General features: G+C 73.2%; 16 protein-coding genes. 10 read left to right on the forward strand and 6 right to left on the reverse strand.

The genetic code is table 11. The annotated features are described in order from the left end of the window. The first annotated feature begins 155 nt into the window (after positions 1-155). The 8 genes from QE388_RS00885 (at position 156) to QE388_RS00920 (ending at position 10,634) form a co-directional block, all read left to right on the forward strand. On the forward strand, positions 156-1,670 hold the full coding sequence (locus QE388_RS00885) for a glycerophosphoryl diester phosphodiesterase membrane domain-containing protein (RefSeq protein WP_307382218.1): 1,515 nt from the start codon (positions 156-158) through the stop codon (positions 1,668-1,670). Then, positions 1,667-2,338 (forward strand): DUF4129 domain-containing protein, encoded by a 672-nt coding sequence (locus QE388_RS00890; RefSeq protein WP_307382221.1) that lies wholly within the window; start codon positions 1,667-1,669, stop codon positions 2,336-2,338. Before QE388_RS00885 ends, QE388_RS00890 begins: the two co-directional genes overlap by 4 nt. Next, positions 2,335-3,513, forward strand: a complete 1,179-nt coding sequence (locus tag QE388_RS00895) for a DUF4350 domain-containing protein (RefSeq protein WP_307382222.1) — start codon at positions 2,335-2,337, stop codon at positions 3,511-3,513. The genes QE388_RS00890 and QE388_RS00895 overlap by 4 nt, the downstream gene beginning before the upstream one ends. Next, positions 3,510-4,553, forward strand: a complete 1,044-nt coding sequence (locus QE388_RS00900; protein WP_373426598.1) for an AAA family ATPase — start codon at positions 3,510-3,512, stop codon at positions 4,551-4,553. Before QE388_RS00895 ends, QE388_RS00900 begins: the two co-directional genes overlap by 4 nt. After that, positions 4,553-5,854: a DUF58 domain-containing protein gene (locus QE388_RS00905; protein WP_307382224.1), complete on the forward strand. Its 1,302-nt coding sequence runs from the start codon at positions 4,553-4,555 to the stop codon at positions 5,852-5,854. Before QE388_RS00900 ends, QE388_RS00905 begins: the two co-directional genes overlap by 1 nt. A 147-nt stretch (positions 5,855-6,001) precedes the next feature. Continuing rightward, positions 6,002-7,024, forward strand: coding sequence for a 3-oxoacyl-ACP synthase III (locus tag QE388_RS00910; protein WP_307382226.1), 1,023 nt, complete (start codon positions 6,002-6,004; stop codon positions 7,022-7,024). Then, complete coding sequence (locus QE388_RS00915; protein WP_307382229.1) at positions 7,021-9,678, forward strand: alpha/beta fold hydrolase; 2,658 nt, start codon at positions 7,021-7,023, stop codon at positions 9,676-9,678. The genes QE388_RS00910 and QE388_RS00915 overlap by 4 nt, the downstream gene beginning before the upstream one ends. Then, a complete protein-coding gene (locus tag QE388_RS00920; RefSeq protein ID WP_307382232.1) occupies positions 9,675-10,634 on the forward strand; it encodes an NAD(P)-dependent oxidoreductase in 960 nt (319 codons plus the stop codon). The genes QE388_RS00915 and QE388_RS00920 overlap by 4 nt, the downstream gene beginning before the upstream one ends. Before the next feature lie 136 nt (positions 10,635-10,770). Here the strand turns inward: QE388_RS00920 and katG are convergent, their stop codons facing one another. The 3 genes from katG to QE388_RS00935 all read right to left on the reverse strand — a co-directional run bounded on the left by katG (position 10,771) and on the right by QE388_RS00935 (position 14,540). Further along, the gene (katG, locus tag QE388_RS00925; protein ID WP_307382234.1) at positions 10,771-13,023 is read right to left on the reverse strand and encodes a catalase/peroxidase HPI; all 2,253 of its coding nucleotides are present in this window, start codon (positions 13,021-13,023) and stop codon (positions 10,771-10,773) included. Beyond that, the gene (locus tag QE388_RS00930; RefSeq protein WP_307382237.1) at positions 13,020-13,481 is read right to left on the reverse strand and encodes a Fur family transcriptional regulator; all 462 of its coding nucleotides are present in this window, start codon (positions 13,479-13,481) and stop codon (positions 13,020-13,022) included. Before QE388_RS00930 ends, katG begins: the two co-directional genes overlap by 4 nt. 63 nt (positions 13,482-13,544) lie before the next feature. Next, a complete protein-coding gene (locus QE388_RS00935) occupies positions 13,545-14,540 on the reverse strand; it encodes a stage II sporulation protein M (protein ID WP_307382238.1) in 996 nt (331 codons plus the stop codon). A 16-nt stretch (positions 14,541-14,556) separates the two neighbouring features. Between QE388_RS00935 and QE388_RS00940 the strand changes: the two genes are divergently transcribed. After that, complete coding sequence (locus QE388_RS00940) at positions 14,557-15,411, forward strand: RDD family protein (RefSeq protein ID WP_307382241.1); 855 nt, start codon at positions 14,557-14,559, stop codon at positions 15,409-15,411. Positions 15,412-15,417: 6 nt separating this feature from the next. Here QE388_RS00940 and QE388_RS00945 read toward each other — a convergent pair whose 3' ends face one another. Next, on the reverse strand, positions 15,418-15,624 hold the full coding sequence (locus QE388_RS00945) for a DUF3499 family protein (protein ID WP_013583633.1): 207 nt from the start codon (positions 15,622-15,624) through the stop codon (positions 15,418-15,420). Positions 15,625-15,730: 106 nt separating this feature from the next. Between QE388_RS00945 and QE388_RS00950 the strand changes: the two genes are divergently transcribed. Next, positions 15,731-16,165, forward strand: coding sequence for a hypothetical protein (locus tag QE388_RS00950; RefSeq protein WP_307382245.1), 435 nt, complete (start codon positions 15,731-15,733; stop codon positions 16,163-16,165). 512 nt (positions 16,166-16,677) lie between these two features. Here the strand turns inward: QE388_RS00950 and QE388_RS00955 are convergent. After that, positions 16,678-18,075 (reverse strand): DUF5719 family protein, encoded by a 1,398-nt coding sequence (locus QE388_RS00955; protein WP_307382247.1) that lies wholly within the window; start codon positions 18,073-18,075, stop codon positions 16,678-16,680. Beyond that, positions 18,072-20,915, reverse strand: a complete 2,844-nt coding sequence (locus QE388_RS00960; RefSeq protein ID WP_307382250.1) for a glycosyltransferase — start codon at positions 20,913-20,915, stop codon at positions 18,072-18,074. The genes QE388_RS00955 and QE388_RS00960 overlap by 4 nt, the downstream gene beginning before the upstream one ends. Positions 20,916-20,970: the final 55 nt, after the last annotated feature.

The raw sequence follows: 20,970 nt of genomic DNA on the forward strand, positions 1-20,970 counted from the left end.
GAACGGGCCAGGGCCCCCCGGGTGAGGGAGCGATCCATAAGAGCGTAGTCGACATGCCCGGGAAGGGGCCGAGCGCGCAGGGGGTGTCCCCATGACGGGGTGTCGGAGGTCTGTGACACGATGAGGACACGGCCGACCACCGAGGAGGCGTCATCGTGACCGCGTACCCCGCCTGGACCCCCGCGTCGCGTCCGGGGATCGTCCCGCTGCATCCGTTCGGGTTCGGCATGATCCTCGGCCGGTCGTTCACTGCCCTGCGCCATAACCCCCGCGTCCTGCTCGGTTTCGCGCTCGGGGTGCAGACCGTCGCCTACATCGTGCTGAGCGCGGCCATCGCCGGTGCGGCCATCGCGAGCTTCTCGCGACTGGACACCCTGGTCGAGGGCAGCGACGACTTCAATGCCGTGATGGCCGGCTCGTTCGCGCTCACGGCCGTCGTCGCGCTCGTGCTCGGGGTCGCGGCGAGCGGCCTGAGCGTGCTGGTGCAGGGCGTCGTCGTCGCCGAGGTGGCGCACGGCGTGGTCGCCGAGAAGCCGACGTTGAAGGTGGTCTGGCGGCGGGTTCGCCCGGTCGTCTGGCGCCTGATCGGCTACGCCGCCCTGACGTTCACCGCGGTGATCCTCGTCCTGGCCATCCTCGCCGGAATCGTCGTCGCGGTGTCGTTCGCTTTGCTGCCGGTGGGCATCCTCCTGGGTCTTCTGCTCGCCCTCGGGTGCGTGCCCCTTTACCTGTGGCTCGCGACCAAGCTCTTCCTCGTCCCCTCGGTGATCATCCTCGAGGGCACGGGCATCCGGGCCGGGATCGCCCGGTCGTGGCGGCTCACCCGCGGGCGATTCTGGTCGACGCTCGGTGTTCTGGTCATCATCTCCGTCGCGTTCAGCGTGGTGGCGCAGATCATCTCGTTCCCGCTGAGCTTCGGTGCAAGCTTCCTCTCGACGCTGCTCGCACCCACTGGAGACCCCGAGCCGGGAGCGATCGTCGGCTTCATCGTCGTGCAGCTGCTCGGGCAGGCCGGCGTCCTACTCGTGCAGTGCATCGCCCTCGTCGTGCAGTCGACCTCGGCGGTGCTCGTCTACGTCGACGCGCGCATGCGCACCGAGGGACTCGATCAAGATCTCGCCGCCTACGTGGAGGCGCGCGATGCCGGCGCGGACGACCTTCCGGATCCGTACCGCGTGGGCGTCGGCCGCAGCATCGCGCCGCTCCAGCCGTGGGGCGCTCCCCCGCCGGGTGGGGCGCCGGGAGCGTGGGGTCCCCCCGCGGCGGCTCCGTACGGCGCTCCTACGGGTGTCCCCTCCGGCGCGGCACCGGCTGCACCGCCGTACGGCGCTCCCGCGGGCGTCCCCTCTGGCTCAGCGCCGCCGTATGGCTCAGCTCCGCCCTACGCTGCCGCGCCCGCCGCGCCGCCCTACGGCGCCCCGCCGACCGCGCCGCCCTACGCTGCCGCGCCCGCCGCTCCGCCGGTCCCGCCCGCGCCGCCGCACGGAGCCGCACCCCCCTCAGCCCCCTCCGGCACCGTGGTGCCCCCGCCGCCCTCCTCTCCGACGGACGGCGCGGCCGATGCGGCGGGTCGCGAGCCCACGTCGACGGATGCCACGGGCACCTCGAGCACTTCCACGCCCTCGACGACGACCTGGGCCGCGCCCGGAAGCCGGTCCGACGACGCATGAGTCCCTCGCTCTCAGCGGCGGTCGCGGTGGTGACCTCGCTCCTCCCCGACCCGGACGAGGCGCGGGAGTGGGCCGAGAAAGAGCTCGCCGACCCCGCGTATCAGGCCGCCGAGCCGACGCCGATCGACCGTCTCGCACGAGCCGTCGTCGACTTTTTCGGCAGGCTGCTGCAGAACTCGGCGAACGGCGACTGGGGGCCTCCGGCGCTGATCGTGCTGGCGATCATCATCGTCGTCGGGATCGTCATCGGCATCCTGATCTGGGGGCGACCGAGAGCGATCGTCCGTGCGCAGCCTCCGGCACGCGCGCTCTTCGACGGCGATGACGGCCGCTCGGCCGACGAGCTCCGCGGGGATGCGGCCGCTGCGGCGGCTCGGGGAGACTGGGACGCGGCGATCGTCCTACGGTTCCGCGCTTTCGCCCGTGGCCTGACCGAAAGAGGTCTCGTCGACCCACCGCCCGGCGCCACCGTGCGGGCGTTCGCGCGCGCCGCTTCGGCGGCTCTCCCCGGCCTCGTCCCCGGGCTCGACGAGGCGGCCGCCATCTTCGACGACGTCCGCTACCTCCGCCGCCCGGGCACCGAGCAGCGCTACCGCGTGGTGGCCGACCTCGACGCCGAGGCCGTCCGCACGCGCCCCGCGCCCGTCACCGCGGCGGCGACATCGTGACGACCGTCTCGGCAGCGCCGCTCACGGTGCGCCCCCGCCGTCGGGCCGCGCTCGGGTGGATCGGCATCGCCCTCGCCCTGCTCCTGATCGGACTGGTGGGAACGACCCTGGTGTACGGGGGCTGGACGCAGAAGGACGCGCTCGACCCCGAATCCCCGGCGCCGGACGGCACCCGCGCACTCGTCCGCATCCTCCAGCAACAGGGCGTGGCCGTCACCGTCGCGCGCGACCGCGCGGCGGCGGAGCGGGCCCTGGCCGACCACGACGCCACGCTCGTCCTGCGCGATGCCCCGATGCTGTCGGATGCCACCCTGACCGCGCTCGCCGACCGTGCACGCGACGTCGTGCTCATCGAGCCTCGCTCACGCACCCTCGACGTGTTGCTGGACGGCTCCTCCCTCGGGGGCTTCGCGAACGACCGCGCCATCGAGGCCGGATGCGAGCTGCCCGCCGCGCGCACGGCCGGGACCGCGCGGACGGGTGAGCTGAGGATCCCCGGCGCGGGCGTCAGCGGCTGCTACCCCGTCGACGGCGAGTACGGCCTGCTCTCGACCGAGGCGAGCGACGGCCGCACGGTCACCGCCCTCGACGGGTCGGCGACGATGACGAACGCGACTCTCCCCCTCGACGGGAACGCGGCGCTGGCCATCGGCGTGCTGGCTCGGACCGACGCGGTCGTCTGGTACGTCCCCTCCCTCACGGATGCCGACGCCGGCTCGGCGCCGCAGACGATCGGCGACCTCACACCGCCCTGGGTCACGCCCGGCATCGTGCTGCTCCTGCTCGCAGCGAGCGTCGCCGCCATCTGGCGCGGTCGACGGTTCGGCCCGCTCGTGACCGAACGCCTCCCGGTCATGGTGCGCGCGAACGAGACGACCGAGGGTCGCGCCCGCCTGTACGCCGCCTCCGGCGACGCGGCCCACGCCCTCGACGAGCTGCGTCGAGCGACCCGAACCCGGCTGGTCCGTCGGCTCGGGCTCGCGACCCACACCCCGGCGGAGCAGGTCGCCGACGCCGTCGCCGACCGCCTCGGCGCGGATCGAGCGGCGATCCGCGGCATCCTCCTCACCGACATCCCCACGACCGACCGCGACCTGGTCGCCGCGAGCGACCGCCTCCGCGACCTCGAGACGAGCGTGCATGCCGCGTTCGCCACCGAAAGGACCACCCGATGACCGACAGTCCTCTCGACGCTCCCCTGCCGCCCGCCACCGAGAACGCGCCGGGACGCTCGGAGCCCGCCCCGACGGCCCCGGGGCTCGACGACGCAGCCCTGCGCGAGGCGATGAACCGGGTGCGGGTCGAGGTCGGAAAAGCGGTGATCGGGCAGGACGGCACGATCACCGGACTGCTCATCGCGCTCCTCTCGCGCGGACACGTCCTGCTCGAGGGCGTCCCGGGCGTCGCCAAGACCCTCCTCGTGCGCTCTTTCAGCCGCGCGCTCGGCCTCGACACACGGCGCGTGCAGTTCACGCCCGACCTCATGCCCGGCGACGTCACGGGCTCCCTCGTCTACGACGCCCGCGCCGGGGAGTTCGAGTTCCGCGCGGGACCGGTGTTCACCCACGTGCTCCTCGCCGACGAGATCAACCGCACGCCGCCGAAGACCCAGGCCGCTCTGCTCGAGGCGATGGAGGAACGACAGGTCTCGTCGGATGGGGTGAGCCGCGCTCTCCCCGACCCCTTCCTCGTCGCCGCGACCCAGAACCCCATCGAGCACGAGGGCACCTACACGCTGCCCGAAGCCCAGCTGGACCGCTTCCTGATGAAGCTCGTCGTCGATCTCCCGGGGCGCGACGCCGAGGTCGGTGTGCTCCGGCGCCACGCCGGCGGCTTCGACCCGCGCCGCCTCGACGCTGCGGGCCTCGACCCCGTCGTGACCGCCGACGAGATCCTCGCCGCCCAGCGCGCCGCGGCGACCGTCGCCGTCGACGACGACCTGTTGGGCTACATCGTCGACCTCGCGCGGGCGACGCGGCAGAGCCCATCGGTGCTCCTGGGCGTCAGTCCGCGCGCGACCACGGCCCTCCTCGCCGCGGCGAAGGCCTGGGCATGGCTCGGCGGATACCCGGCGATCACCCCCGACCACGTGCAGACGATGCTCGTGCCGGTGTGGCGTCACCGCATCCGGCTGCGCCCCGAGGCCGAGATCGAGGGCGTGTCGGTCGACGCGATCCTGACCTCGGTGCTGCAGCAGACCCGCGTTCCCATCTGATGTTCGTCACCGGTCGCCTCGCGCTCCTCGTCGCCCTGGGGGTCGCCCCTCTCGTGCTCTTGAGCACGGCGGGCGTTCCGGCATGGCTCGTCGTGGGCGGGTGGGTCGTGCTCTGTGCGGTCGGAGCGCTGGTCGATGTCGCCGTCGCGGCCAACCCGCGCGCCGTCGAGATCACGCGACGTCTCCCGGACCGCACGCTGCTCGACGAACCGGTGGCCGGTGAACTGCGGGTGCGCAACCTCGGGACCCGCGCGCTCCGCGCCCGCATGCGCGACGCCTGGCAACCCACGGCCGGTGCGCCCGAGGAACGGGCGCGATTCGTCGTGCCGCCGGGCGAGCGCCGGAGCGCGCCCCTCCCTCTGCTCCCCCGTCGCCGCGGCGAGATCCGCACCGATTTCGTCGTGGTGCGCTCGGAGGGTCCCCTGGGCCTGGCAGGCCGGCAGGCGGTCGTCGACGCTCCCGGCCGGATCCGCGTCCTCCCTCCCTTCACCTCGCGGCGGCACCTCCCGTCCCGGCTGGCGCGCCTGCGCGAGCTCGACGGGAACACGAGCCTTCAGGTGCGCGGTCAGGGCACCGAGTTCGACAGCCTGCGCGAGTACGTCCGCGGCGATGACGTGCGCTCGATCGACTGGCGGGCGACGGCGCGCGCGGGTACGACCATGCTGCGCACGTGGCGTCCGGAACGCGACCGGCACGTCGTCATCGTCATCGATACGGGCCGCACGGCCGCGGCGCGCGTCGGCGACGGCGCGCGCCTGGACGCAGCGATGGAGGCCACGCTGCTGCTGTCGGCGCTGGCGACCCGGGCGGGCGACCACGTCCACCTGGTGATGTTCGACCGCGTTCCGCGGGCCCGTGTCACGAGAGTCGACGGTTCGCAGCTCCTCCCCGCACTCGTCGACGCGATGGCCCCCGTCGAGCCGCAGCTCATCGACACCGACTGGGATGCCGCTTTCGCGCAGGTCCGCCAGCTCGCGGTGCGGCCCGCTCTCGTCGTCCTGCTCACGGCGCACGATGACCCCGAGGCAGCCCGTGGTTTCCTCGCGGCGCTGCCGACGGTGGCGGCTCGCTCGCGACTGCTGGTCGCGACGGCGACGGACGGGCCGGGCGACGACCCCGAGCGGACGGATGCCGCCTCGGTCTACGCGGCGGCCGCGATCGAGCGCGCGCGCCACGACGCGGACCGCGTGCGCGCCGCCGTGGTCCGCGCCGGTGGCGACGCCGTCTCCGCCTCAGCGGAAGACCTGCCCCCGCTCGTGGCCGACCGCTACCTCGCGCTCAAGGCTGCCGGGCGGCTCTGAAGCGCGCACCCGGCCGGGTTAGCACACCCAGGCCCCATGCAGCCCGGGACATACGTCGCGGCTTATCCTGGGGGGTAACCTTCGAGCCGACAGCGCGTCCCCTCCGCGCTCGGTTGCGCCGTCTACGCACAGGATGCGGGAGAACTCTTGCCAGGAAACGCCACGACCCGGTTCGACGATGTGGCTCTTGTATCGGTGGCGAGCGTCCTGCCCAGCCGTGTGACCACGTCGGACGACATCGAGGACCGCCTCGCTCCCGCTCTTCATCGTCTGAAGCTCAAGCCCGGCCTCCTCCGCCGGGTCGCCGGTGTCAACGAGCGGCGCAACTGGGCCGACGGCGAGTCGAGCGACGAGGCGACGATCGCCGCGGGCAAGCAGGCGCTGGCCGAGGCGGGAGTCGACCCGAGCGAGATCGGGCTCATCATCAACACCTCCGTGACCCGCAAGCACCTCGAGCCCTCGGTGGCCGTGCGCCTGCACCACGGCCTCGGCCTCCCGAGCTCGGCGATCAACTTCGACGTCGCGAACGCCTGCCTCGGCTTCATCAACGGCATGAGCCTGGCCGCCGGCATGATCCAGTCCGGACAGGTGAAGTACGCCCTGATCGTCAACGGCGAGGATGCCGACGAGATCCAGGTCAACACGATCAACCGGCTCGTGCGCGAGGACCTCGACCGCGACGCGTTCATGCAGGAGTTCGCGTCGCTGACGCTGGGCTCCGGCGCGGCCGCCGCGGTGCTCGGCCGCGCGAGCGACCACCCCGAGGGACACCGGATCGTCGGCGGCGTGACGCGCGCGGCGACCCAGTTCTACGACCTCTGCGTCGGAAGCGTCGACGGAATGTTCACCGACGCGAAGGCCCTGCTCAAGGGCGGCCTCGATCTCGTCGTGTCGGCGTGGAACGAGGCGAAGGGCGAGTTCTCGTGGACGGGCATGGATCGCTACATCACCCACCAGGTCTCATCGGTGCACACCTCGGCGATCGTCCGCGCGGCGAAGCTCGACCGTGACCGGGTGCCCGTGACCTATCCGCACCTGGGCAATGTGGGCCCGGCATCCATCCCGATCACCCTCGCCGACGAGCAGAAGACGCTGCGTCGGGGTGATCGCGTCCTTCTGATGGGAGTGGGCTCCGGGCTGAACACCGGCATGCTGGAGCTGGCCTGGTGAGGGTCACCGCCCCGGACGCGACGCTTCCCCCCGCGGGCCTCCCCGGTCTCGACCCGGCGCTCTCGCGTCTGATCGACGTGCCCGGTGCCGCCGCCGATGCGGGCACGACGCGCACGTGGCACGTGCTCGACACCGGCGCAGCCCTCGCCGCGCGCGGTCTCGAACCTGTCGGCACGATCATCGCCGTGCACGGCAATCCGACGTGGTCGTACCTGTGGCGCACGCTCGTGAACTCCTCGCTCGCCCGCGCCGAGGCCGGTGCCACGGCGTGGCGGGTCGTGGCCGTGGACCAGCTCGAGATGGGCTTCTCGGAGCGCTCGGACCGCCGGCGCACCCTGGCGCAGCGCATCGCTGACCTCGACGCGCTCGTCGGCGAGCTCGGCATCCGGGGTCCGATCGTGACCATCGGGCACGACTGGGGCGGTCCGATCTCGCTCGGCTGGGCCGTCGAGAACCGCGACCGTCTCGCCGCGGTCGTCGCCCTGAACACCGCGGTGCACCACCCCGACGGTGCGCCGCTGCCCTTCGCGCTGCGCGTGGCCACCGCCCGCGGCATGCTCGCCGCGGGCACCACCGGCACCACCGCCTTCCTCGACACCACGCTCGCCCTCGCCGATCTCGACCCCGCGGTTCGCGCTGCTTTCCGCGCGCCGTACGCGACCGTCGCGCGACGCCGCGGGATCGGCGGCTTCGTCGCCGACATCCCCGCGACCGCGGCTGACGAGAGCACTCCCGCGCTGCGTCGCATGTCGGCGGGGCTCCGCGAGCTCGACGTGCCCGCACTGTTCCTGCGCGGACCGAAGGACCCCGTCTTCGGCGAGGGTCACCTCGACGACCTGACCGAGCGACTTCCGCACGCCGACGTGCACCGCTTCGAGGGCGCGGGGCACCTCATCGCCGAGGAGCGGCCGTACGCCGACGTCGTGCTCGACTGGCTCGACGAGAAGGGCGTGGCGACGGATGCCGTGGCACCGGCCCCCGGGGACGCCTTCACACCGCCGGCTGCCGCCGCACCGCCGACCGCCGTCGCGACCGGCCACCTCTGGGACGCCCTCGACGCGCGCCGCGACGACGACGGCACCGCCGTGATCGACATGACCACCTCCCGCGACGGCGAGCCGCTGCGCGTAAGCTGGCGCCAGCTGTCCGCGCGCGTCGACGAGATCGCCGCGGGCCTCGACGCCTTCGGTGTGCGCCCGGGAGACCGGGTCTCGCTGCTCGTTCAGCCCGGCCCCACGCTGACCGCAGCCCTGTATGCGTGCTTGCGCATCGGCGCGGTCGTCGTCGTGGCCGACCGGGGTCTCGGCATCCGGGGGCTGTCGCGCGCCGTCAGAGGTGCCGTTCCCGACGTCGTGATCGGCGAGATCGCCGGGCTCGCCGCCGCGCGCGCCCTCGGCTGGCCGGGGCGGCGGATCTCGGCCGCGGCCCTCCCCGCCGCGACATCGCGCGCGCTCGGTGTCGAGGCGAGCCTGTCGGACCTCGCCCGCGCCGGTCGCGGCCGGACGCTGCCGGAGCCGCCCGCGCCCGACGCCGACGCCGCGGTGCTGTTCACCTCGGGTTCGACGGGGCCCGCGAAGGGCGTCGTGTACACGCACGCGCAGCTGACCGCCCTGCGCGACACTCTCGCCGCGCACTTCGGCGTCACGGCCGAGACGGGGCTTGTGACCGGCTTCGCGCCCTTCGCGCTGCTCGGACCCGCGCTCGGCACGCGATCGGCAACGCCCGACATGGACGTCTCGGCCCCCCGCACGCTCACCGCGGCGGCGGTCGCGGCGGCCGTGCGCGCCTCCGACGCGCGGATCGTGTTCCTCTCCCCCGCGGCTGTCGCGAACGTCGTCGCCACCGCGAGCGCCCTCGACCCCGACGACCGAGCGGCCCTCGCGCGCGTCGAGACGTTCCTCTCGACGGGAGCCCCCGTGGGCATCGACCTCCTGCGCCGCGCGCACGAGCTCATGCCGAACGCCGTCGCGCACACCCCGTACGGCATGACCGAGTGCCTGCTCGTCGCCGACGTGACCCTGCCCGAGATCGAGAGCGCGGCGGGCGACCGCGGCGTCTGCGTCGGACGGCCGCTGGGCACGGGCCGGGTGCGCATCTCGGCGATCGACGCCGAGGGACGCGCGACGGGTGAACCGACGACGGATGCCGGGGTCACGGGCGAGATCGTCATCTCGGCGCCCCACCTCAAGCGCGGATACTTCCGCCTCTATCTCACCGACCGCGAGGCGCGTCGCGGTCTCGCCGACCGTTGGCACCGCACCGGCGACGTCGGCCACCTCGACGCCGACGGGCGACTCTGGGTCGAGGGGCGCCTCCCCCACGTCATCACCACCGCCGAGGGTCCGGTGACCCCTGTCGGCATCGAACAGGATGCCGAGACCGTCGAGGCCGTCACCCGTGCCGCGGCGGTGGGTGTCGGGCCCGTCGGCCGACAGGTCGTCGTCGCCGTCGTCGAAGCCGGTGCCCGACGCCCCGGCCTCGCCTCTCCCGAGCTGACGGATGCCGTTCGCGCCGCGACCGCGCAGCCGCTCGCCGCGGTCCTCGTCGCGCCGACGCTGCCGACCGACATCCGACACAACTCGAAGATCGACCGGTCCCGCCTCGCCGCGTGGGCCGAACGCCTGCTCGCGGGCGAGAAGCCGACCGCGCCGTGAGGGTCCTCGCCACCGGGGCATCCGGCTTCCTCGGCCGGGCCGTCGTCCGCGCCCTCCAGGACGCGGGACACGAGGTGCGCACGCTCCAGCGCCGCCCCTCCGGTGTCGCCGGCGCCGACGACCGGCTGGGCTCGGTGACGGATCCGGATGCCGTGGCATCCGCTCTCGACGGGATCGACGGCGTGGTGCACCTGGCCGCGAAGGTGTCGCTCGCGGGAGATCCGGCCCAGTTCCACGCGGTCAACGTCGAGGGCACGCGCACGCTGCTGGACGCCGCCGCCGCGGCGGGCCTCTCGCGGGTCGTGCACGTGTCGTCGCCGTCGGTCGCGCACGCGGGCCACGCCCTCGCGGGAGTGGGCGCGGAGCCCGCCGATCCCCGCGCCGCGCGCGGCGAGTACGCCCGCACGAAGGCCGCGGCCGAGGTGCTCGCCCTGTCGCGTGCCGGTGACGGTCTCTCGCTGGTCGCGATCCGTCCCCACCTCGTGTGGGGTCCGGGCGACACGCAGCTCATCGCGCGCGTGGTCGACCGCGCACGCCGGGGCCGGCTGCCCCTGCTGAACGGCGGCACAGCGCTCATCGACTCCACGTACGTCGACAACGCGGCATCCGGAATCGTCGCCGCCCTCGACCGCGTCGACGACGTCAGCGGCCGCGCGTACGTCTTGACGAACGGCGAACCGCGCCCGGTCGGCGACCTCCTCGCGGGCATCTGTCGTGCTTCGGGCGTCGAGCCGCCGCGCTTCAGCGTGCCCGCGGGACTCGCCGAGGCCGCCGGTGCCCTGGTAGAGCGCGTCTGGGCCGTCCGCCCGGGCGAGGACGAACCGCCGATGACGCGCTTCCTCGCCGAGCAGCTGTCGACCGCGCACTGGTTCGACCAGACCGAAATCCGCCGCGACCTGCGCTGGGCCCCGGCGGTGTCGCTGGACGAGGGCCTGCGCCGCCTCGCGCGAGCCTGACCTCACGCGCCTCTCGCCTGAGGCCCCCCTCCGCTGGCGTGTCCCACTTTGTGCGAACCGGAGGGCCTGGCTCTGCACAAAGTGGGACACGGATGCCGGCATCGACCATCGCGCCGAAACGCGACGGGTCGGGCGCTCAGACCAGGTCGAAACGGTCCAGCTCGGTGACCTTGCGCCACGCGGCGACGAAGTCACGGACGAACTTCTCCTTCGCGTCGTCGGAGGCGTACACCTCGGCGAGCGCGCGCAGCTCGGAGTTCGACGAGAACACCAGGTCGACGCGGGTGCCGATCCCGACCTTCTCGCCCGAGCCGTCCTTCGTGCCCTCGAACGCGTGCTTGCCGCTGTCGAGCGGCTTCCACGTCGTGCCGAGGTCGAGGAGATTGACGAACACGTCGTTCGTCAGCGCACCCGGGGTGTCGGTGAACACCCCCCAGTCGCTGCCGTCCCAGTTGGCGCCGATCGCGCGGAGACCGCCGACCAGCACGGTCATCTCGGGCGCGGTGAGCGTGAGCAGGTTGGCCTTGTCGAGCAGCAGGAACTCCGCGGGCAGCCGCGCCTCGCGCGAGGCGTAGTTGCGGAAGCCGTCGGCGACCGGCTCGAGCCAGCGGAACGACTCGATCTCGGTCTGCTCCTGCGACGCGTCGGTGCGGCCCGGGGTGAACGGCACCTCGACCTCCACGCCACCGGCACGCGCGGCCTGCTCGACACCGGCGTTGCCGGCGAGAACGAGCAGATCAGCGATCGAGACCTTCTTCTCGCCCTGCGCGTCGAACTCGGCCTTGATCTTCTCGAGGGTCTCGAGAACGGATGCCAGCTGCTCGGGGTTGTTGACCGTCCAGCTCTTCTGGGGCTCGAGGCGGATGCGCGCGCCGTTGACACCGCCGCGCTTGTCGCTGCCCCGGAAGGTGGATGCCGCGGCCCAGGTCGTCGTGACGAGCTGCTGCACCGTGAGGCCGCTGTCGAGGATCTGCTGCTTGACCGCCGCGGCATCCGCCGAGTCGATCAGCGGGTGGTCGACGGCGGGCACGGGGTCCTGCCAGACGAGCACCTCGGAGGGGACCTCAGACCCGAGGTAGCGTTCACGCGGGCCCATGTCGCGGTGGGTCAGCTTGAACCATGCGCGGGCGAAGGCATCCTGGAACGCGGCGGGGTCCTCGGCGAAGCGGCGCGAGATCTTCTCGTACGCCGGGTCGACCCGCAGAGCGAGGTCGCTCGTGAGCATGCGGGGCTCGCGACGACCCTCGGAGTGGGCGAGGGGGACCATGTCGGCTCCCCCGCCGTTCTTCGGACGCCACTGGTGCGCGCCCGCGGGGCTCTGGAAGAGCTCCCACTCGTACGCGAAGAGGATGTGGAAGAACTCGTTGTCCCAGCGCGTGGGGTGATAGGTCCAGGTGACCTCGAGGCCGCTGGTGATCGTGTCGTCGCCCTTGCCGGTGCCGTGGTCGTTCTTCCAGCCGAGGCCCTGGTCGTTGATGTCGGCGGCTTCGGGGTTGGGTCCGACGTGCGAGTCGCTCGCCGCGCCGTGCGTCTTGCCGAAGGTGTGACCACCGGCGATGAGGGCGACGGTCTCCTCGTCGTTCATGGCCATGCGGCCGAACGTCTCGCGGATGTCGTTCGCCGACAGCTGGGGGTCGGGGTTGCCGTTGGGGCCCTCGGGGTTGACGTAGATGAGCCCCATCTGGACGGCCGCGAGCGGCTTCTCGAGCTCGCGGTTACCCGTGTAGCGCTCGTCGCCGAGCCACGTGGTCTCGGGGCCCCAGTACACGTCGTCGTCGGGCTCCCACACGTCGGTGCGGCCTCCGGCGAAGCCGAAGGTGGGGAAACCCATGTCCTCGAGCGCGACATTGCCGGCGAGGATCATGAGGTCGGCCCACGAGATGGCCTGGCCGTACTTCTTCTTGACGGGCCAGAGCAGGCGGCGCGCCTTGTCGAGGTTGACGTTGTCGGGCCAGCTGTTCAGCGGGGCGAAGCGCTGCATGCCCGCGCCCGAGCCCCCGCGACCGTCGGTCACGCGGTAGGTCCCGGCGCTGTGCCAGGCCATGCGGATCATGAGCGGGCCGTAGTGACCGAAGTCGGCGGGCCACCAGTCCTGCGAGGTCGTCATGACCTCCTTGAGGTCCTGCTTGACGGCGGCGAGGTCGAGCGCCTCGAACGCCGCCTTGTAATCGAAGCCCTCATCGAGCGGGTCACGCAGCGCGTTGTTCTTCGCGAGGATCTTCACATTGAGGGACTCGGGCCACCACACACGGTTGGCCGATCCCTGGGTCGGGTGGGGCAGGGCGCCGGCGGGCTCGCTGTCGGCGGGGGCTTCACCCACCGGCAGTCGGTTGTCGTCGGGGGCGGCTCCATCGTGGAAGACGGGGCACCCGTTCAGAGCGTCGCTCATCGGGATCCTCTCGGTTTTTCGGCTTCGGTCGTCGCTCGACAGTCGGGGCAGACCCCCCAGAACGTCACTTCGGCGGTCTGGATGGTGAACCCGCTCCCCTCCGGCACATGCAGGCACGGCCCTTCCCCGACGACGCAGTCCACGTCGTCGATGCGTCCGCACCCGGTGCACACCACGTGGTGGTGGTTGTCTCCCACGCGCAGTTCGAACGTGCCGGCGTGACCGGCGGGTTCGATGCGACGAGCGAGTCCCGCGTCGGCGAAGTCGCCGAGCGCGTTGTACACCGATTGCTTGCTCGTGCCGGGGAGCGTCCCGCGGATGCCGTCGTACACGGCATCCGCGGTGGCGTGCGGGCGGGCGCGCAGGGCTTCGAGGACGGCGACCCGCGTCGCCGTCACCCGCAGTCCGGCACCGCGGATGAGGGCATCCGCGGTGGCATCCGTCCGATCGTCGAGCACGACCCTACTCTAGCTTCTTTTGAGTAAATCAAAAGTGACACGCGGAGAAACGAACGGATGCCGTCAGCCCGCGGTGAGCGTCGGAGTCCCCGCCTCGTACTCGGTCAGGTCGCCCGTCTCGCCCGCGCGCGCGGCTCGCTTGCCGACCCACAGCATGTAGAAGAGAAAAACTCCGAGCGCCACCGCACCGATCGCGATCTTCACCTGCCACGGCCAATCGCGCGGCGTGACGAACCCCTCGACGACCCCCGAGAGGGCGAGGGCGAAGATCAGGCCGACCGCGACCGTGGCCAGGGAACGACCCTCGGCCGCCAGCGCGGCGCCGCGCGTGCGTCGGCCGGGAGCGACCCACGCCCAGAAGATCTGCAGGCCCGCGGCCCCCGCGACGAAGATCGCCGTGAGCTCGAGGAGGCCGTGCGGGAGGATGAACTGGAAGAACACGTCGGCGCGGTCGAAGGCGATCATGACCGCGGCCGATTGCCCCACCCCGATCGCGTTCTGCATCATCGCCATCAGCGGCCAGATGCCCGTGACGCCGAACAGCACGCACTGCGCGGCGATCCAGGCGTTGTTCGTCCACACCGACCCCGCGAAGATCGCGTTGGGGTTCTCACGGTAGTAGTTCACGAACTGCTCGTCGGCGTAGTTCTGCAGCTCGCTGCGGCTTCCGAGGGCGGCGACCGTCGCGGGGTCGCCCGAGATCCACAGGGCCACCATCGTCGCGACGATGACGAAGCCGACGGCGACGACCAACGTCGTCCACCGCACGCGATACAGCGCGGCCGGCAACTGCAGGAGGAAGAAGCGGGGCATCTGCTTCAACACGTTCTCGCGCACACCGGTCAGCCGCAGGCGCGTGCGCGCCAGCAGGATCGAGACGTAGTCGCCCTGGGGTGTGCGGCCGGCGGAGGTCTTGATGTCGGCGAGGTCGGCGGATGCCGCGCGGTACCGCGTGACGAGCTCGTCGACCTCGCGGCCGCTCAGGCGTCGTGTGCGCCCCAGTTCGTCCAGACGCGCCCATTCCTCGCGGCGAGCGGCCGTGAGGGCGTCGAGGTCCATGTGATCAACTGTACGCATGGCTTCGTCGACGGCATCCTCACGGACCGGAGTCCGTGCGCCCGCGGCGCGCGGTGTCACGCTCGTCGACACCGCCTCCGAGGAGATCCTGACCGGCGAGGCCGTCGCCCTCGACGTGCAACCGCTCGGATTCTTCCTGCGGGCCCTCTGCTGCCTGATCGACATGATCGTCGGCGTCGTACTGCTGATCGGCGGCGGCCTGCTGCTCGTGACCATGGCGGCATCCGGGACCCTTCCGGACAGCGCCCTGCGGATCGCCGTGATCACGCTCATCGTGCTCGTGCTCGTCGTCCTCCCCACCGCCGTCGAGACGCTGTCACGCGGACGCAGCCTCGGCCGACTCGTCGTGGGTGGGCGGATCGTGCGCGTGGACGGCGGCGCCGCGGGTTTCCGCGCGGCGTTCATCCGCGCGCTGATCGGCGTCCTCGAGCTGTGGCTGACCCTCGGCGGGATCGCCGCGGTCGTCGGGATGTTCACTCCGCGCGCGCAGCGCCTCGGCGACCTCGTCGCGGGCACGGCGAGCGAGCGGACCCGCACGCGGCCCCTCCCCCCTCCCGCCCCGGGGATTCCGGCAGGGTGGGAGTCATGGGCGCAGGTGGCCGACGTCTCGCGCCTGCCCGACCGCCTCGCCGCCCGGGTGTCGCAGTTCGTCCGGGGCGCCGACGTGCTCGATCCGGCCGCACGGGTCCGTCTCGCGGCCGCGCTGGCCGATGCGGTCGCCCCGTTCGTCTCGCCGCGGCCGCCGGCCGACCCCGAGGCGTTCGTCCGCGCGGTCGCCGCCGTGCGGCGCGATCGCGAGTACCGAGCACTCGTGATCGAGCGCGAGCGGGCAGCGGTGCTCACCGACCGCTGAGGAGCGTCAGGCCCGCAGCGTCTCGTGGCGCACGACGACCCAGCCACGCGGCACCGAGAGCCGGTCGGCGTGGATCGCACAGAGGTCGTGGGCGTGCGGGTCGTCGACGCGTCCCAGCGGGCCCAGCGCGGCCATCTGGTCGCCGTAATCGTAGGTGAGCGTACTCATCGCCTCGCGGGCGCATCCCACCTTCGAGCAGAGTCTGTCGCGCATCGCGGGCAACACTAGCCCGCCGCCACCCCGGCGCCGACGCGCCGCGCCGTCGCGAGCCCACCCCGACCGAGGGTCACGCTGTGCCGGACGAACGTAGGATGGGCGCATGGTGCGTCGACGAACCCGCGAAGCCCGGCCGGTCGCCCGCCCCTCCCGCCATGGCCGACACGGCCGCGAGAACCGCAGCCCGGTCGTTCGTCCACCGCTCCCCCCGATCGACACCCGGGTGGAACGCTTCGACGTCGCCGTCGGCGCCGCGGCGGAGTTCCTCCGCTCGGCCTGGAGCGAGCTGCGGGAGGTCTCGTTCGAGATCGGCATCATGCCCCCGGCCGCCACCGATGGCATCCCTCGATGGACCGTTCTGCGCGATGAGAAGCGCATCATCCTCTACCGCGTCCCAATCGAGCGGCTCGGTCACCCTCATCACGACGACGACCTGCACCGCCGGATGATGATCGAGGGTGCCGTCTTCCGCGCCGCCGCCGAGTACCTCGACCGCGACCCGTGGGATCTCGGCCCCGAGCGCTTCCGCGACTTCTGACCCGGCGTGGCCGCGCGCTCCGCGTGCCGCCGCGGGCCCCGCGCGCGCCGGACCACGCGTCCCCGCGCTGTCCCCAGGAACCCGCGCCGGACTGGCTCCCCATGCCCGCGCGTGTTCGGCGCTGACCGGCCCACCCTCACGCATAAACGCGATTCGCGCACAGAAACACGTGCTCCTCGCGTTTATGCGAGTGGATCGCGTTTATGGTCGCCCGCCACGATGCCGACGCGCTCGAACGCGGGAGACCCGCACGGCGCCGGGAACGCCGGGGCGCCCGCCGACACAGCCTCAGCGGCAGCGGTACCCGCCGCGCCCGGCACCCCGCCCTTGAGGCCGACGCGCTCCCTGTTGGAGCCGCCCCTCTTGCATAAACGCGATTCGCTCACGAAAACACGTGCTCCTCGCGTTTATGCGAGTGGATCGCGTTTATGCGCGCGGGCCGCGACGCAACCAGCGCGCACCGCCGCCCCGCCGCGCGCAACCACGCCGCGCGCAACCGCGGAACGCCAGACCTACGGCAGGACGGTCACCGCCGACTCGGCGGTGTTCGCCGGCCACAGCGGATACCCCGCGAGAGCGCCGGTCGACGAGTACGTCACCGCGCCCCGTACGGGAGTGCTCGCCTCGAGCGTGTAGACGCCCGCGGCGACGGCTGTCGAGACGCTGCCCCCGTCGGGCACGGCGAGGGTCAGCGGCGCGCCGCCGTCGGCCGGGGTGAGAGTGACCGTGGCGTCGCCCCCGCCGGCATCCGTCGTGAGCACGAGCGCGGCACCGGCGCCCGACGCCACCGCCACCGCGCTGGAGACCGCGATCCGGGGGGCGGGGCTGTACCACGCGAAGTCGGCGCCCTGGCCGAACCCCGTGGTCGACCACGCGCCGGCGACCACGGGCTGATCGGCGGTGATGTCGACCGTGTACGCCCCGAGGTCCACCCCCGACAGGTCGAGCGAGGTCGGCTTGCCCGCCTCGAGCGGGACGGTGCGCGGCGTGCCCGGGGTCGCCGTGCCCACCGGGATGAGGGTCACGGTCGCGGTGGCTGCGGAACCGGGGGCGAGCAGCCGCAGAACGGTGCCTGCGTCGCCGCCGCCCGCCGTCAGGATCTGCACGCCGGGGATGACCAGGTGCGTATCCGCCTGGGCCGAGGGGGCGGCCTGGTCGACGCCGCCCGGGAGGAGCAGACGCGTGAGGCTCGCCTGCAGCGAGGCGTGCACGGGGGCACCCGACGCCGTGACGCGCACGACGGGGCTCTCTTCGCCGAGCAGAAGGCCGGCCAACGGCACCACGCGCTGCGTACCCGGCGCCACGACGAGGTTGCTGCCACCCGGGGGCGTCGACACGCCCTGCGCTCCATAGACGGACAGCTGCACGGTCGCGGGCACATCGCCCGGATTGCCCAAGACGACGAGGTCGTTCGCCCCGGTCGTCGTCGCGCCGGCGACCAGCCAGGACTCGGCCAGCGGAGGGCGGCACGCGGATGCCGCGAAGCCGATGAGGTCTTCCGAGGTCGCCGTCGCGGAGCCCGCGGCGGCGAGCGGCGCGGGCGCCCCGCCGAGAGGTTGGGCGCGAAGCGCCGTCGCATCACCCGAGCCGTCGCCGGTGGATCCGGTCAGCGCGCTGTCGACCGCGCCGCTGTCAGCCGGTCCGCTCAGGACCTGCTGGGGCGCGGCCGCGCTGAGCGCCCCCGCCTGTTCGGCACTGCGCCCGAGCGCCAGCAGCGGACCGTCGCACGCGAGCACGGTGTCGGACGCGGCGGGCGTGGCCTCGATGCGGACGGGGCTCGCGGTGAGCGTCGGCCAGGGCGCGGCGATCCCGGCCACCGTTCCGACCACGACCGCACCGGCCACGACGGATCCGGCGACGACGCGGGCGCTGGTCGTCGCCCAGCGGACGAGTCGGCGGTCGCTGCTCATCGGCTTCCTCCCGGGTTCGGGCCCACGATGCGGGGCGTGCGGCGCGCGACCCGGCGGGAGGCGCTGGTGGGCACGGCCAGCAGCAGGGCGACCAGGAGGACGCCCAGCGACCCGAAGGTCACGAGGCTTTGCACGCGCGCCTGGTGGTCGTCGAGCGGCGGCCGCGGCTGCACGGACGCGGTCACGCGCCACAGGTCGCCGCGCGAGGTGGTGCCGACGCCGTCGAGCGCGTCGCGCTGGTCGAGCGACGTCGCGGCCGCGAGGCGCGCACCGCGGATGACGTCGTTCTCGCCCGCCGAGGCGGACTGGAGCAGGACGAATCCGATCCCCCGCTCCCCCAGACGCTCGATGACGTCGTCCGACGAGGGGGTCGTGAGATCGGCGGCCAACGCGGCGAGCTCGCGGTCGGCGGGCTGCGCCTCGATGCGCGTGGCCCGGACCGTGCTCTGCCCGCCCACGGTGGCGCTCCCGCCCCACACGACGTCCACGCGCAGACCGTCGGCGCGCGGGTCGAGCACGATCGTGCCGATCGCGGTCGAGCCTCTCCCTTCCGCGGCGACGAAGGCCGGAAGCGTCGAGGTCGGACCGTTGGTGAGCACCGAGCGCGGGTGCGACTGATCCAGGGATGCCGTGAGCGCGGGGCTCACGGCGACGAGCAGGGCCGCGAGAGTCACGAGAGCGCCGATCGGCCGGAGCACGCGCACGCGTTCGACGATCCCGGCATCCAGAGCCACCATCGCACTGCCGACCACGCCCAGCCACGCGAGGCTGAGGCCCGCACCGGGCCAGAGCGGCACCGCCGTGCCGTGGTCGAAGGAGACGGCCACCCCGACCGCCGCGAAAGCCGTCGCGAGGCCCACGGCCGCGATGATCAGCAGGGCGGATGCCGTCACCCAACGCGGGGTGAGGACAGCCAGCAGAGCGAGGACGGCGAGCGGAGCGATCAACAGCCCGACCCACCAGACCGGGCCGTCGATGACGCTCGCCCATCCGCCGGGATCCGAGCTCGGGAAGCCCGCGGCCAAGAGCGCGCGCCCCACCGGGTCGGCCGAGACCTCGTTGCCCGCGTAGGGGATGCCGGGGTCGGCGAGCAGCCCCCAGGGGTTCCCGGTGCGCACCTGCGTCCACACGAGGGGCGCGAACACCACGATCGACGGCACTACGAGCCAGACGACGCGCGCCACCCCGCGTCCGGCGACGAGAGCCACGACCACGAGGGCCGCGGACCACAGCACCACGACCGCGGGGGCGAACGACGGCGCGCACGCCAGCACGAGCACGAGCAGAACGGATGCCGCTCCCGCCGGCGCCCAGGCCCGGTGGGCGACGCTCGCGGCGTAGAAGAGCCAGGGCAGGAGCAGGTGGGCGATCAGGGCGGCGGGGCGACCCTCCACGATCGCGGCGAGGAACGTCGGGGCGAGCGCCCACGCGACCGCGGCGGTGATGCGCAGCAGCGACGACTCGGTGACGCGCGTCGCGGCGAACCACCCGCCGAGGACGGCGAGCGGGAGCGCGAGAACCCAGAGGACGACGAGGGCGCGAGAGGGATCGCCGGGTGACAGCGTGCCGATGACCGCGATGATCGCGGAGAACGGATCGGCCGGGCCGATGGCATCCAGGCCCAGGGGGCGCTCGCCCCACGCGGCGTCCTGCCACAGCTGCACGACCGTGGCACGCAGGGGCGCGAGAGCGCCGCCTCCCAGCACGGGCCAGGCCAGCAGCGGGAAGAAGAGCGCGGCCGAGACCGCGAGGGCGCCGAGCACGGCCCACGCGCCTCCGCCGACGAAGAAGCGCAGTTCGGGGCGGACCGGGGCGTCGGTGACACCGCCGTCCGCGGCCTCCCACCGCAGCCGCATCTCGGAGCGCGAGACGCGCAGGGGGGCGATGCGGGACCAGCCGACCGAGCGGACGGCGCGGATCCGGCGCCGCGCGCGCGCCACCGCCGCGATGCGGGCCATGACGAGGATCGTCGCACCCCACTCGGGGAGGACGCGGTAGGGCACCTTCCCGATGAGGTGGAGGATCGTGCGCCACAGCGCCAGCGGGAGGAAAGACAGCCAGTGCAACGGGACGGCCGCCGCCGGTGCGTAGACGAGACGGCGGTGCAGCTGCGCGGTCCGCTCCGCGAAGGCGCGGCGGCGCGCGCGGCGGCGACCGCGGGCCATGGCCGCGACGCCGTCCCCGGCGACCGCGACGCGCGCCGCGGGGACGAGGGAGACACGGTCGCCGGCCAGGCGGGCGCGGACACCCAGGTCGACGCCTTCGTCGGCACCGCCGAGGGCGGGGTCGAGACCGCCCAGGGCCGTCCAGGACTCGCGGCGGATCAGCAGTCCGCGGACGTCCGCACCGAGGACGTCGGCGTCGCCGTCGTGCTGGCCCTGGTCGAACTCGCCCGCCGCGAGCTCGACCGTGCGCCCGTAGCGCGTGAGGCTGATACCGAGGGAGACGATCTCGTCCGGCTCGTCCCAGCGGACGAGCTTGGGAGCCGCGACCGCGAGTGACGGCGAGAGCTCGAGCGCCCCCGCGAGCCGGACGAGGGCGTCGGATTCGGGGGCGGTGTCCTGGGCGAGGAGCCAGACCGCGTCGCCGGTGAGCCGGGGGGTGGCCAGGGCGGTGGCGACGGCGAACGGAGTTCCGGCCGAGGCGGTGATGACGCCTTCGGCACCGGATGACGCGGCCAGTTGGGTCAGCTCGGGATCGGCCCCGCACAGCACGATGGTGAGCGCATCGACGGGTCGGCTCTGCGCGGAGATCGCCGCGAGCGTGCGCTTCAGATGGTGCGCGGCGGGAGTCCGGCCCTCGGGGCGGACGACGAGAATGGCGTGAACACGGGCGGGCATGGCGCAGTCAGCCTAAGCGCGCTCCCGCACGTTCGCGGACGCCGCGCCGGGGTGA

The sequence above is a fragment of the Microbacterium sp. SORGH_AS_0969 genome, from assembly GCF_030818255.1.
Taxonomy (GTDB): Bacteria; Actinomycetota; Actinomycetes; order Actinomycetales; family Microbacteriaceae; genus Microbacterium.

Coding starts and splice junctions, on each gene's coding strand:
- QE388_RS00890 (WP_307382221.1), top strand. CDS start 1,667: ATGAGTCCCTCGCTCTCAGCGGCGGTCGCGGTGGTGACCTCGCTCCTC.
- QE388_RS00900 (WP_373426598.1), top strand. CDS start 3,510: ATGACCGACAGTCCTCTCGACGCTCCCCTGCCGCCCGCCACCGAGAAC.
- QE388_RS00905 (WP_307382224.1), top strand. CDS start 4,553: ATGTTCGTCACCGGTCGCCTCGCGCTCCTCGTCGCCCTGGGGGTCGCC.
- katG (WP_307382234.1), bottom strand. CDS start 13,023: ATGAGCGACGCTCTGAACGGGTGCCCCGTCTTCCACGATGGAGCCGCC.
- QE388_RS00935 (WP_307382238.1), bottom strand. CDS start 14,540: ATGGACCTCGACGCCCTCACGGCCGCTCGCCGCGAGGAATGGGCGCGT.
- QE388_RS00940 (WP_307382241.1), top strand. CDS start 14,557: ATGGCTTCGTCGACGGCATCCTCACGGACCGGAGTCCGTGCGCCCGCG.
- QE388_RS00945 (WP_013583633.1), bottom strand. CDS start 15,624: ATGCGCGACAGACTCTGCTCGAAGGTGGGATGCGCCCGCGAGGCGATG.
- QE388_RS00950 (WP_307382245.1), top strand. CDS start 15,731: ATGGTGCGTCGACGAACCCGCGAAGCCCGGCCGGTCGCCCGCCCCTCC.
- QE388_RS00955 (WP_307382247.1), bottom strand. CDS start 18,075: ATGAGCAGCGACCGCCGACTCGTCCGCTGGGCGACGACCAGCGCCCGC.
- QE388_RS00960 (WP_307382250.1), bottom strand. CDS start 20,915: ATGCCCGCCCGTGTTCACGCCATTCTCGTCGTCCGCCCCGAGGGCCGG.